At 38.0% G+C, this 12228-nt stretch carries 18 protein-coding genes and 1 pseudogene; 15 read left to right on the top strand and 4 right to left on the bottom strand.

Features of this window, described 5'->3' with window-relative positions:
* Positions 1–33 precede the first annotated feature (33 nt).
* The 4 genes and pseudogenes from C8D70_RS03740 to C8D70_RS03725 all read right to left on the bottom strand — a co-directional run bounded on the left by C8D70_RS03740 (position 34) and on the right by C8D70_RS03725 (position 4712).
* Positions 34–846 (bottom strand): hypothetical protein, encoded by an 813-nt coding sequence (locus tag C8D70_RS03740; RefSeq protein ID WP_110366426.1) that lies wholly within the window; start codon positions 844–846, stop codon positions 34–36.
* A gap of 4 nt (positions 847–850) precedes the next feature.
* Positions 851–1585: pseudogene (locus C8D70_RS03735) on the bottom strand (MIP/aquaporin family protein); the annotation flags it as partial.
* Positions 1586–1606: 21 nt separating this feature from the next.
* Positions 1607–3103 (bottom strand): glycerol kinase GlpK, encoded by a 1497-nt coding sequence (glpK, locus tag C8D70_RS03730; RefSeq protein WP_110366425.1) that lies wholly within the window; start codon positions 3101–3103, stop codon positions 1607–1609.
* 10 nt (positions 3104–3113) lie between these two features.
* Complete coding sequence (locus C8D70_RS03725; protein ID WP_110366424.1) at positions 3114–4712, bottom strand: glycerol-3-phosphate dehydrogenase/oxidase; 1599 nt, start codon at positions 4710–4712, stop codon at positions 3114–3116.
* A gap of 116 nt (positions 4713–4828) precedes the next feature.
* On the opposite strand from C8D70_RS03725, the gene C8D70_RS03720 reads away from it, so the two are divergent.
* The 15 genes from C8D70_RS03720 (at position 4829) to rpsN (ending at position 12208) form a co-directional block, all read left to right on the top strand.
* Entirely contained in the window at positions 4829–5593 is a 765-nt protein-coding gene (locus C8D70_RS03720) for a DeoR/GlpR family DNA-binding transcription regulator (RefSeq protein ID WP_110366596.1), read from the top strand.
* 248 nt (positions 5594–5841) lie between these two features.
* Positions 5842–6468 (top strand): 50S ribosomal protein L3, encoded by a 627-nt coding sequence (gene rplC / locus C8D70_RS03715; protein WP_002983195.1) that lies wholly within the window; start codon positions 5842–5844, stop codon positions 6466–6468.
* Positions 6459–7088 (top strand): 50S ribosomal protein L4, encoded by a 630-nt coding sequence (gene rplD / locus C8D70_RS03710; RefSeq protein WP_034694672.1) that lies wholly within the window; start codon positions 6459–6461, stop codon positions 7086–7088. The genes rplC and rplD overlap by 10 nt, the downstream gene beginning before the upstream one ends.
* 3 nt (positions 7089–7091) lie before the next feature.
* On the top strand, positions 7092–7382 hold the full coding sequence (gene rplW, locus C8D70_RS03705; RefSeq protein ID WP_002983204.1) for a 50S ribosomal protein L23: 291 nt from the start codon (positions 7092–7094) through the stop codon (positions 7380–7382).
* Between the two features lie 22 nt (positions 7383–7404).
* Positions 7405–8226, top strand: coding sequence for a 50S ribosomal protein L2 (gene rplB / locus C8D70_RS03700; protein WP_027381305.1), 822 nt, complete (start codon positions 7405–7407; stop codon positions 8224–8226).
* A gap of 2 nt (positions 8227–8228) precedes the next feature.
* Positions 8229–8507, top strand: coding sequence for a 30S ribosomal protein S19 (gene rpsS / locus C8D70_RS03695; protein WP_002983209.1), 279 nt, complete (start codon positions 8229–8231; stop codon positions 8505–8507).
* Between the two features lie 2 nt (positions 8508–8509).
* The gene (rplV, locus tag C8D70_RS03690) at positions 8510–8908 is read left to right on the top strand and encodes a 50S ribosomal protein L22 (protein ID WP_002983214.1); all 399 of its coding nucleotides are present in this window, start codon (positions 8510–8512) and stop codon (positions 8906–8908) included.
* 7 nt (positions 8909–8915) lie between these two features.
* The gene (gene rpsC / locus C8D70_RS03685; protein ID WP_034694675.1) at positions 8916–9665 is read left to right on the top strand and encodes a 30S ribosomal protein S3; all 750 of its coding nucleotides are present in this window, start codon (positions 8916–8918) and stop codon (positions 9663–9665) included.
* Positions 9666–9762: 97 nt separating this feature from the next.
* Positions 9763–10188, top strand: coding sequence for a 50S ribosomal protein L16 (rplP, locus tag C8D70_RS03680; RefSeq protein WP_076596996.1), 426 nt, complete (start codon positions 9763–9765; stop codon positions 10186–10188).
* 12 nt (positions 10189–10200) lie between these two features.
* The gene (rpmC, locus tag C8D70_RS03675) at positions 10201–10386 is read left to right on the top strand and encodes a 50S ribosomal protein L29 (RefSeq protein ID WP_027381309.1); all 186 of its coding nucleotides are present in this window, start codon (positions 10201–10203) and stop codon (positions 10384–10386) included.
* Between the two features lie 12 nt (positions 10387–10398).
* A complete protein-coding gene (gene rpsQ, locus C8D70_RS03670) occupies positions 10399–10653 on the top strand; it encodes a 30S ribosomal protein S17 (protein ID WP_027371715.1) in 255 nt (84 codons plus the stop codon).
* Between the two features lie 2 nt (positions 10654–10655).
* Positions 10656–11024 (top strand): 50S ribosomal protein L14, encoded by a 369-nt coding sequence (rplN, locus tag C8D70_RS03665; protein ID WP_002983226.1) that lies wholly within the window; start codon positions 10656–10658, stop codon positions 11022–11024.
* Between the two features lie 21 nt (positions 11025–11045).
* A complete protein-coding gene (gene rplX, locus C8D70_RS03660) occupies positions 11046–11372 on the top strand; it encodes a 50S ribosomal protein L24 (RefSeq protein ID WP_047427597.1) in 327 nt (108 codons plus the stop codon).
* Between the two features lie 11 nt (positions 11373–11383).
* A complete protein-coding gene (gene rplE, locus C8D70_RS03655; protein WP_034694682.1) occupies positions 11384–11935 on the top strand; it encodes a 50S ribosomal protein L5 in 552 nt (183 codons plus the stop codon).
* A 3-nt stretch (positions 11936–11938) separates the two neighbouring features.
* Positions 11939–12208, top strand: a complete 270-nt coding sequence (gene rpsN / locus C8D70_RS03650) for a 30S ribosomal protein S14 (protein WP_002983233.1) — start codon at positions 11939–11941, stop codon at positions 12206–12208.
* Positions 12209–12228 lie beyond the last annotated feature (20 nt).

Genomic DNA, 12228 nt, shown 5'->3' with positions numbered 1-12228 from the left:
GAAGTGGCTTTTTATCATTGAGTTCAAATCAGATTAAAAAACGGTGGCTGCAAGCTGAATCCTTGCAAACTTATTGGATGGATTCCACATGGCCATCATGGATACCGGAAGACTGTAATGATCCGTAATCTTAACAGTTTTTCCGGCTTTTACGCCTACATTTACGATGTCAAAGCTGTTTTGGCCATTGCCGTATAAAAACGTTTTGTCATTGAGAGCAAATCCGGCTCCTACAAATGCATCCAGATTTACTTTCTGTCCCTTAATAACAGGATAGCTTGCCTGCACATAGGTAGAATATCTGTTCTTTTTGTAGCTTCCGTCAGCTTCAAGAATAACTTCTCCTGCATTGGCTCCTCCGTACAGCATGATATCAGCTTCAATATTGATCGGAAATGACGGCCCGAAAGTATAGTTGGTTCTTAAATCAATAATATGAGCAGTTCTTCTCTGTGAATAACTGAAAATATCATCTGCAGCTACTGCAGTATTGATGTTCCTGGAGTTATAAAGATCCCATAACCCGATATAAAAACGACCGTCAGAATATTGAATATAATAATTGATCTCTTTATAATGGGTGTTGTCTTTATCATCCGCCAGTGCAGATGCTCCCCAGATTCCTACCTTCCATTTTTTCTCTTCATCTAGGGCATACGACAGATTTCCCATTACAACAGGTTTATCAGTAATAATAAGACCTCTCCATAAGTGATTGTTCTGAATGTTGGCCGTAAAATCAAGTCTTCCTTCTTTCGTTGCCTTGGGTTCAGTATTTTCCTGTGAAAGTAGCTTTCCTGTTCCTAAAACAAGAAAGAAGATCCCTTTTAAGATTTTTCTCATCATGTGTTTATTTTAAAAATCCATATAGTACTGCTGCGATAATAGCTCCTGTAATCGGACCTACTACCGGAATCCATGCGTAGCTCCAGTCACTGCTTCCTTTTACAGGCAAAATGGTATGCATGATTCTTGGCGCAAGATCTCTTGCCGGGTTAATGGCATATCCGGTAGTTCCTCCAAGAGATAAGCCTATTGCCCAGACTACAAATGTAACGGGGATTGCTCCAATAGAACCTAATCCTACTTTAGCCGTTGGATCTGCCTGTAAAGTAATGCTTGGATTGGCAAAATAGAAGACACAGAATACCAGTACAAATGTTCCGATAATCTCACTGATAAGATTGGATGATGTTTTTCTGATCGCCGGGCCTGTACTGAAACATGCCAGTTTTGCGCCTTCATCTTCCGTGATGGCAAAATGATCTTTATGAAACAGCCATACTAAAAATGCACCCAGCATTCCGCCGATCATTTGGGCTGCAATATAAGAGGGAACCAGATCCCACGAAAACTTTCCTGCAGTTGCAAGACCAATGGTTACAGCCGGATTCAGATGGGCCCCACTTATTGGTCCTGCAACGGTTACCCCCACAAATACGGCCAGTGCCCATGCGGTAGTGATAACAATCCATCCGGAATTATTTCCTTTCGTATCTTTCAAGACAACATTGGCTACAACACCGTTGCCTAACAGTATAAGAAGCATCGTTCCGATAACTTCTGCAATAAATGGGGTCATATAAGTTTTTTTTTGATAAGTGAGTTAATCTTCTATCCAGCTTTGAGCGCTTTTTACAGCTTTCTTCCAGAAGTGGGTCATTTTATCCACTTGTTCTCTGTTTAATTGAGGATGGAAATCTTTGTCTACAATCCATTGTTCCTGGATTTCGTCAATGCTTTTCCAGTATCCTACAGCTAGTCCGGCAAGATAAGCTGCTCCTAATGCTGTTGTTTCAAGTGTTTTAGGTCTTGTGGTTTTGAAACCGAACAGGTCAGACTGTATCTGCATCAGAAGATCGCTGGCAGAAGCACCGCCGTCTACTCTTAATTCAAGACTTGCTCTTCCTGAATCTGCTTCCATCGCTTTTACAATTTCATAAACCTGAAATGCAATTCCTTCCAGGGTGGCTCTTGCAATATGTGCATCAGTTGTTCCGCGGGTGATTCCTACAATTGTTCCACGGGCGTACTGATCCCAGTAAGGAGCGCCAAGACCTGTCAGCGCAGGTACAAAGTAAACGCCACCATTATCTGGTACAGAAGCAGCCAATCTATTTACTTCATCAGAAGAACGAATTAGCTTAAGGCCGTCTCTCAGCCATTGAATAGCTGCGCCTCCTACGAATACACTTCCTTCAAGAGCATAGTTGACTTCTCCATTGATTTTCCAGGCTACGGTTGTTAGAAGATTGTTTTTGGAAGAAACGGCTTCCGTTCCTGTATTCATTAATAAGAAACATCCTGTTCCGTAAGTGTTTTTTACCATTCCGGGAGTGGTACACATCTGTCCGAATAAGGCAGCCTGCTGGTCACCGGCAATACCTGCAATAGGAATTTTGGTAGAGAATAGAGTAGTAGCAGTCTCTCCGTATATTTCGCTGCTTTGCTTTACTTCGGGGAGAATGTTTTTAGGGATGTTGAATAATTCTAATAAATCATTATCCCATTCTAAAGTATGAATATTCAGAAGCATTGTTCTGCTCGCATTGGAAACGTCTGTGATAAACATTTTTCCACGGGTCAGTTTCCATACAAGCCATGTATCAACTGTTCCGAAACATAGTTTTCCTTCTTCAGCTTTTTGTCTTGCTCCCTCTACATTGTCCAGGATCCATTTTAACTTGGTTGCTGAAAAGTAAGCATCCAGAACAAGTCCTGTTTTTTCTTTGATTGTTTCTGTATGCCCCTGTTCTTTCAGTTCGTCACAATACTTTGAAGTTCTGCGGTCCTGCCATACAATAGCATTGTAGACAGGTTCACCGGTTTCTTTATCCCAGACGATGGTAGTTTCACGTTGGTTGGTAATTCCGATAGCGGCAACTTCCAGTCCGGAGATACCTGCTTTTGCAATAACTTCTGCGGCTACGGATATCTGTGAAGACCAGATTTCGTTGGGGTCGTGTTCTACCCAACCCGGAGTAGGAAATATCTGTCTGAAATCTTTCTGAGATACATACTTAATTTCTCCACTATGGTTGAAGAGAATCGCTCTGGAGGAAGTTGTTCCCTGATCTAGAGCGAGGATAAGCTTTTCATTCATGTATATAGTGCTAATTTAGGTTGATAACTTTAGGGGAATAAGGTGTTAATAAATATCCTTTTGCCAGTTCAATAAATTCATTTTCCTGCTGCTGAGACCATTCTTCAGAATAACCTTTCTCTTCAGCAATGATTCTTGCTACATTATGAGCGCTGTCTATAGCAGCTCTTGCATCGAGGAACAGTAAGCGTACTCTTCTTGCCAGAATATCTTCAATGGTTTCTGCCATTTCTGCTCTTACAGCCCATACCACTTCTGCTACCGTGAAAGGGTGATCCGGGTGGATCTTTTGAGCATAACGCGGGTTGCTTTCCTGTAATTTTCTGATGGCTGGAATATCATAGCCGTACACGTACAGATGATTGGTTCTGTCTACCTGTTCGGGTTTTACATTTCCATGGATAGAAAGATGTTCTGTTTTTGATGGAGTATTTCCCAATCTGTGAACTTTAATAGCTTCGTCTACGGTGTCTTCTGCCATTTTACGGTAGGTAGTCCATTTTCCTCCGATAATAGAAACTAATCCTGTCTCTGAAGTAATGACTTTGTGGCTTCGGGAAACTTCTTTTGTGCTTTTGCTTCCGTCTTTAGGAGCTGCAAGCGGACGAAGACCTGCGAAAACAGATTTTACATCTTCACGCGTGGGCTTTTTTGCTAAATATTGTCTTGCTGTGTTTAAAACAAAGCTGATTTCTTCTTCCAGTGCACGGGGTTCAAAGCTTTCATCCTTTAAAAGAGTATCTGTGGTTCCTACTAAAGCCCTGTCATGCCACGGAACAACAAATAAAACCCTGCCGTCAGATGTTTTCGGGATCATGATAGCATCATCACTTTTCAGGAAGGATTTATCCAGCACAAGGTGAATTCCCTGGCTTGGTACTACAAGTTTACCATGCTTAGGGTTGTTCATATTAAGAATGTCATTCGTAAATACGCCGGTAGCGTTGATGACTACTTTACCGTGTATCTGATATTGCTGCTTAGAAAACTTGTCTTCTGCAACTACACCTATTACTTTATCGGAAGCATCTTTCAAAAGGTTAATTACTTTTACATAGTTAACAGCACTTCCCCCTTTTTCAATAATAGTTTGGGTAAGGTTGATTGCAAGTCGGGCATCGTCAAACTGTCCGTCCTGGTAAACAACACCACTCATTAAGTGATTTTGTTCAATAGTGGGAAGCTTTTCAACTGTTTTCGCTTTGCTGATGTATTTCGTTTTACCCAGGCTCAGTTTTCCGGCAAGAAAGTCATAAACAGATAATCCTATTTTATAGTAAATTCCTCCCCACCATGTATAGTTTGGAATGATGAAAGACTGATTTTTTACGATATGAGCTGCGTTCTTTGCTAGTAATCCTCTTTCCTTCAATGCTTCTTTTACCAATCCGACATCTCCCTGAGCGAGATATCTAACTCCGCCGTGTACCAGTTTGGTACTTCTGCTGGATGTTGCTTTTGCAAAGTCATGAGATTCTAGCAATAATGTTTTGAATCCTCTGCTTACTGCATCTAATGCTGAACCTAAACCACTGGCTCCTCCTCCTATGACTATAAAGTCCCATTCTTTTACTTGGGTTAATTTATTGAGTTCTTCGTTTCGTTTCATAAATGTTTCGTTTATGTTTCGTTTTCAAATATATAAATTAAAAATGAAAGCAAAAAGAAAATAAATGAAATTTTAGCATGTCGGAAAAAATCGATAATTTTGATGAAACGAATAAAATGGAAAAGCTATTACCAAGGCAGGATGAAATACTTAAAGAGCTTGATGAGAAAGGATATGTGCTTGTTCAGGATCTATGTGAAAAGCTCAATGTTTCTTCGGTTACGATCCGAAAGGATCTGAACTATCTCGAAAGTCTGGGGCTTCTTTTCAGGAATCATGGAGGAGCGAGTAAGCAGGTAAGATATGCTTATGAAAAAAATGTTGGGGAGAAAGAGAGTATCAATGTAGAAGCAAAGCAGGTTATAGCAAAAGCAGCGCTGTCATTGATTCAGGAAAATGACTGCATTATACTGGCATCCGGAACAACCATGCATTATCTTGCCAGGATGCTGGTGAATTTTGGACCGCTTACGGTATTGACCTCTTCTTTACGGGTTGCTATTGAACTTTGCAATAATCCCAACATTAATATTATACAGCTGGGAGGTGAAGTGCGAAAAAGCTCTACTTCTATAGTGGGTTCTATTTCAGAAGGAATTCTAAAACAATTTTCATGTAATAAACTTTTTCTGGGAGTAGATGGAATTGATACTGAGTTCGGAATCAGTACTTCTAATGCTGCAGAAGCTCATTTGAATCAGATTATGATGGAGTGTGCTGATCAGACGGTGATTCTTGCGGATTCTTCAAAATTGAATAAGAAAGGATTCGGAAAGATAGCGGCACTGGATCAGGTGGATTATCTTATAACAGATAGTGGTATTTGTGCTGAGGATAGAGCTGGGCTGGAAGAAGTGGGGGTGAAGGTGATCACGCAGTAAGGTCTTCATCTTAATTTCTTTTTAAAAATCAAAATAAATTGTTGGGAATTTTGTTCTGGATTTTTTCAAAATCATCTAATTGATTAAAAATCAAAATATTTTAGTCGAAATATTTGTCAGTTACAAAATTATTCATAAATTTGCACACTCATTTTAGGGGCGTAGTATGCCTATATCAAAAGTAGAAATTGCTTCAGACCTCCGAAAAATGGGAAAAATAAAGGATAAATTTTATTATAATATAAACAATGTCAGGTATTATTGGTAAAAAAATCGGTATGACATCTTTGTTTAACGAAGAAGGGAAAAACATTCCTTGTACAGTTATTCAAGCTGGTCCATGCTCGGTTTTACAGGTCAGAACCTTAGAAAAAGACGGTTATAAAGCTGTTCAGTTAGGTTTCGATGACAAGAGTGAGAAGAACGTTGGTAAAGCGTTAGCTGGCCATTTTAAAAAGGCTGGTTCTGCTCCTAAAGCTAAATTAGTTGAATTCTACAGAGAATTCGTTGATGAAGTAAAAGTAGGAGAAGAGGTAAAAGTTGATTTATTCGCTGAAGGTGAATATGTTGACGTAACAGGAACTTCAAAAGGTAAAGGCTTCCAGGGTGTTGTTAAAAGACACGGATTTGGAGGTGTAATGCAGGCAACTCATGGTCAGCACAACAGACTTAGAGCTCCAGGTTCTATCGGTGCTGGTTCAGACCCTTCAAGAGTATTCAAAGGGATGAGAATGGCTGGAAGAATGGGAGGTAAGCAGGTAACTGTTCAAAACCTTCAAGTGTTAAAAGTTGATCAAGAACAAAATCTTTTAGTAGTAAAAGGTGCTGTTCCGGGAGCTAAAAATTCTTATGTAATTATCAGAAAATGGAACTAGTAGTATTAAATACATCAGGAAAAGAGACCGGAAGAAAAGTAACTCTAGACGAAACAGTATTCGGAATTGAGCCAAATCAGCACGCGGTTTACTTAGAAGTTAAACAGTATCTTGCTGCTCAAAGACAAGGTACTCATAAAGCAAAAGAAAGAAGCGAAATTACGGCTTCTACTAAAAAGCTTAAGAAGCAAAAAGGATCAGGATCTGCTAGATACGGTGATATCAAATCTCCGGTATTCAGAGGTGGAGGTAGAGTATTCGGACCAAAACCAAGAGACTACAGATTCAAATTGAACAAAGCTCTTAAGAGATTAGCTAAGAAATCTGTTTTATCTCAGAAAATGAGAGACAACAGCATTAAAGTTTTAGAAGATGTGAGCTTTGATGCTCCTAAGACTAAAGATTTCATCAATGTATTGAATGCATTGGAACTTAACGGTAAAAAATCTTTATTCGTTCTTCCTGAAGCTAACAAGAATGTATATTTATCTTCAAGAAACTTGCCTAAAACTAAAGTAATGAACTTCAACGAGATCAGTTCTTACGATTTAGTAAACGCTGGTGAGATTATTTTCTTTGAAGGTGCAGTTGAAAAATTCCAGGAAAATTTAAAGAAATAAATCATGTCAGTTATTATTAAACCAGTTATTTCAGAAAAGGCTAATTACCTTACAGATTTAAGAGGTTCTTATTCTTTCTTAGTGAATCCTAAGGCGAATAAAATCGAGATCAAAAAAGCTGTTGAAGCGGCTTACGGTGTAAAAGTAGCAGACGTTAACACAATGATTTATGCTCCGAAGGTTTCTTCAAAATACACTAAAAAAGGTCTTCAAGTAGGAAAGACAAATAAATTGAAAAAAGCGGTAATCAAACTTGCTGAAGGTGAGGTTATCGATATTTTTGCTGTAAATTAATTATTAATTATAAATAATAGTAATGTCTGTTAGAAAATTAAAACCTATCACCCCGGGACAGAGATTCAGAATTGTAAACAATTTTGAGGAAATTACTACCAACAAACCAGAGAAATCTCTAACAGTTGGTATTAAAAAGTCAGGTGGACGTAACCAAACAGGTAAAATGACCATGCGTTACACCGGAGGTGGACACAAAAAGAAATACAGAATTATTGACTTCAAAAGAAACAAAGCAAACGTTGAAGCCACTGTAAAATCTGTAGAATACGATCCAAACAGAACTGCATTTATCGCTTTATTAGAGTACGCAGACGGAGAGAAGAGATATATCATCGCTCCAAACGGTATCAAAGTTGATCAGAAAGTAGTATCAGGAGAAAGCGTTGAACCAAACGTAGGTAACGCAATGAAATTGAAAAATATTCCATTGGGTACTGTAATCTCTTGTGTTGAAATGAAGCCTGGACAAGGTGCAATTTTAGCAAGAAGTGCTGGTTCTTCAGCTCAATTAACTTCCAGAGATGGGAAATATGCAATCATCAAGTTACCTTCAGGAGAATCAAGAATGATCCTTACTGAATGTATGGCAATGATTGGTTCTGTTTCCAACTCAGATCACCAATTAACTGTATCAGGTAAGGCTGGTAGAAGCAGATGGTTAGGTAGAAGACCAAGAACAAGAGCGGTTGTAATGAACCCGGTAGATCACCCAATGGGTGGTGGTGAAGGACGTTCTTCAGGAGGTCACCCAAGATCTAGAAACGGTAAACCGGCTAAAGGTTACAAAACTAGAAAGAAAAACAAAGTGTCTAACCGTTACATCGTATCTAAAAGAAAATAATTATGGCAAGATCACTTAAAAAAGGACCGTTCATTCATCATACTTTAGATAAGAAGGTTCAGGCAAATATAGAGTCTGGTAAGAAGACAGTTATCAAAACTTGGTCTAGAGCATCTATGATCTCTCCGGACTTCGTAGGACAAACTATTGCTGTACACAACGGGAAATCTTTTATCCCTGTTTACGTTACAGAAAACATGGTTGGTCACAAGTTAGGCGAATTTTCTCCAACAAGATCTTTCAGAGGTCATGGTGGTAACAAAAACAAAGGAAGCAGATAATCATGGGATCAAGAAAACAAGATAGTTCAATCGCAAGAAAAGAAGCTAACAAAGACGTTGTAAAAGCTTCATTAAATAATTGCCCGTCTTCTCCAAGAAAAATGAGATTAGTTGCTGATATCATTAGAGGAGAGCAGGTAGACAAAGCACTTTATATCCTAAAATATTCTAAGAAGGATGCTTCTAACAAGTTAGAGAAATTACTTCTTTCTGCTATGGCTAACTGGCAAGTAAAAAACGAAGGTGCTGACATTGAGGAAGCAAACCTTATCGTTAAAGAAATATTTGTGGATAGTGCAAGACAATTGAAGAGACTAAGACCAGCTCCACAAGGTAGAGGGTATAGAATCAGAAAAAGATCTAACCACGTTACATTAATCTTAGGTAACAAAGAAAATTAATCAAGGTATGGGACAGAAGACAAATCCAATTGGTAACAGATTAGGTATCATCAGAGGATGGGATTCTAACTGGTTTGGTGGAAACGATTATGGAGACAGAATCGCTGAAGACTACAAAATCAGAAGATACCTTGAAGCTAGATTATCTAAAGGTGGTATTTCAAAAATTTATATTGAAAGAACTTTAAAATTAGTTACAGTAACTATTACTACTGCTAGACCGGGACTTATCATCGGGAAAGGAGGTCAGGAAGTTGATAAATTGAAAGAAGAGTTGAAGAAATTGACTGGTAAGGATATTCAAATCAACATTTTCGAAATCAAAAGACCTGAATTAGACGCTGTATTAGTTGCTGATAGTATTTCTAAGCAAATTGAAAACAGAATTTCTTACAGAAGAGCTGTTAAAATGGCAATGGCAAGTACTATGAGAATGGGTGCTGAAGGTATCAAAGTTCAAATCTCCGGTAGATTAAACGGAGCTGAGATGGCAAGATCAGAATCTTTCAAAGAAGGAAGAATTCCATTGTCAACTTTCAGAGCTGATATCGATTACCACTGGGCAGAAGCTCACACTACTTACGGTAGACTAGGGGTAAAAGTTTGGATCATGAAAGGTGAAGTTTACGGTAAAAGAGAACTTTCTCCACTAGTGGGACAACAGAAAAAAGGAGGTCAGTCAGACAGAGGAAACAGAGGAGGAGACAGAGACAACAGAAGACCTAGAAAAAACAACAACAATAACAATAATAATTAAAATTTTAGATTAGAAATTTTGAATTTTAAATTACCGTTACTTTTTTAAAATAAAAAAAATCTAAAATCTAAAATCTAAAATCTAAAATTTAGAAATTATGTTACAACCAAAAAGAACCAAATTCCGTAGAGTTCATAAGATGAAGATGAAGGGGAATGCCCAGAGAGGTAGTCAACTTGCATACGGAACTTTTGGGATCAAAGCAACGGAAGGAGCTTGGATCACTGCAAGACAGATTGAAGCAGCTCGTATCGCTGCGACAAGATATATGAAGAGAGAAGGTCAACTATGGATCAAAATCTTCCCGGATAAGCCAATTACTAAGAAACCAGCGGAAGTACGTATGGGTAAAGGTAAAGGTGCTGTTGAATACTGGGTAGCTGTAGTAAAACCAGGTAAAATTATGTTCGAAGTTGGAGGTGTGCCTTACGATATCGCTAAGGAAGCTTTAAGACTTGCTGCACAAAAATTACCAGTAGTTACTAAATTCATCGTTGCTAACGATTTTGTTAAACCTCTTTAATCTTTGAATACAATGAAAAAAGCTGATATTAAAAATTTAAGCGCGGGTGATATTCAAGCTCAATTAACTGAAGCAAAAGCTCAATATTCTAAATTGAAATTGGCTCATGCAATCAGCCCAATTGAAAACCCGATTCAAATCAGAGATTTGAGAAAAACAATCGCTAGACTAAATACTGAGTTAACTAACAAACAATAATTTCATTTTACAATGGATAGAAATTTAAGAAAAGAAAGAATCGGAGTGGTTTCCAGCAATAAAATGGAAAAAACTATTGTTGTTAGCGAAACTACAAGAGTAAAGCACCCGATGTACGGTAAATTCGTTTTGAAAACGAAAAAATATACTGCACACGACGAGAACAACGAATGCACAGAAGGTGATACAGTTTTGATCCAGGAAACTAGACCTTTGAGCAAGAGCAAGAGATGGAGATTAGTAAGAATCATTGAAAAAGCTAAGTAATAATGTTACAAACAGAATCAAGATTAAAAGTTGCTGATAACACAGGTGCTAAAGAAGTACTAGTGATCAGAGTTCTGGGAGGAACCAGAAGAAGATATGCTTCAGTTGGTGATAAAATCGTTGTTACGATCAAGGATTCTACGCCATCTGGAAACGCTAAAAAAGGTCAGGTATCTAAAGCTGTAGTAGTAAGAACTAAAAAAGCTGTAAGAAGAAAAGATGGTTCATACATCAAATTCGACGACAATGCTTGTGTATTACTAAACGCAGCGGGAGAAATGAGAGGAACGCGTGTTTTCGGACCAGTTGCTCGTGAGTTGAGAGACAAAGAATATATGAAAATCATTTCATTAGCTCCTGAAGTACTTTAATTTTAAAAATTTTTAAAAGAAATGTCAAAGTTAAAAATAAAAAGAGGAGATAACGTCATCATTACTACTGGTAAGAAAGATATCAAAGGTAAGACTGGTGAAGTTATTGAAGTGATCAAGAAAGAAGGTAGAGACCCAAGAGTAATCGTTGCAGGACTTAACATCGTTAAAAAACACGTTAAGCCTTCAGCTTCTAATCCTCAGGGAGGAATTACTGAAAAGGAAGCTTCTATTCATATCTCAAACGTAGCTTTAGTTGGTAAAGACGGAAAAGCTATCAAAATCGGTTACAAAATCGAAGGAGATAAGAAAGTAAGAATTAACAAAAAAACGGGTGAAACTTTATAATTTGAATTAACATGGAATATATAGCAAGACCCAAAAAAGCATATAAAGAGACAATTGTTCCTGCAATGATGGAAGAATTCGGGTATAAGTCAGTAATGCAAGTACCTAAATTAGAGAAAATCGTTGTATCACAAGGTTTAGGTGATGCTACTGCAGACAAAAAAATCATTGATTATGCTGTAGAAGAGCTTACAAATATCACAGGTCAAAAAGCTGTTGGTACAATCTCTAAGAAAGACGAAGCTGCTTTCAAATTGAGAAAAGGTATGCCTGTAGGTGCAAAAGTTACTTTAAGAGGAAATCAGATGTATGAATTCTTAGACAGACTTACTGCTTCTGCTTTACCACGTATCAGAGATTTCTCTGGTATCAAAGCTGATGGTTTCGATGGTAGAGGTAACTACAACTTAGGTATTACTGAGCAGATTATCTTCCCTGAAATCGTAATTGACAAAGTGAAAAAAATCCAGGGGATGGATATCACTTTCGTTACTACTGCGAAAACAGATAAAGAAGCTAAAGCATTATTAACTCACTTCGGTTTACCATTTAAAAAGAACTAAGAAATGGCTAAAGAATCAATGAAAGCGCGTGAGCGCAAAAGAGAAGCACTGGTTGCTAAATACGCTGCTAAAAGACAAGCTCTTAAAGAAGCTGGTGATTACGAAGGACTTCAAAAATTGCCTAAAAATGCTTCTCCTGTAAGATTACACAACAGATGTAAACTAACAGGTAGACCAAGAGGATACATGAGAACGTTCGGTATTTCCAGAGTAACTTTCAGAGAAATGGCAAACAACGGTCTTATCCCAGGGGTAAGAAAAGCTAGTTGGTAATAATTACTAATTAAAAATCG

Source organism: Chryseobacterium sp. CBTAP 102 (genome assembly GCF_003201365.1).
In the GTDB taxonomy this organism is placed as follows: Bacteria; Bacteroidota; Bacteroidia; order Flavobacteriales; family Weeksellaceae; genus Chryseobacterium; species Chryseobacterium candidae.
The sequence above is the reverse complement of the archived record's forward strand: the minus strand, read 5'-3'. Positions and strand labels throughout refer to the sequence as shown.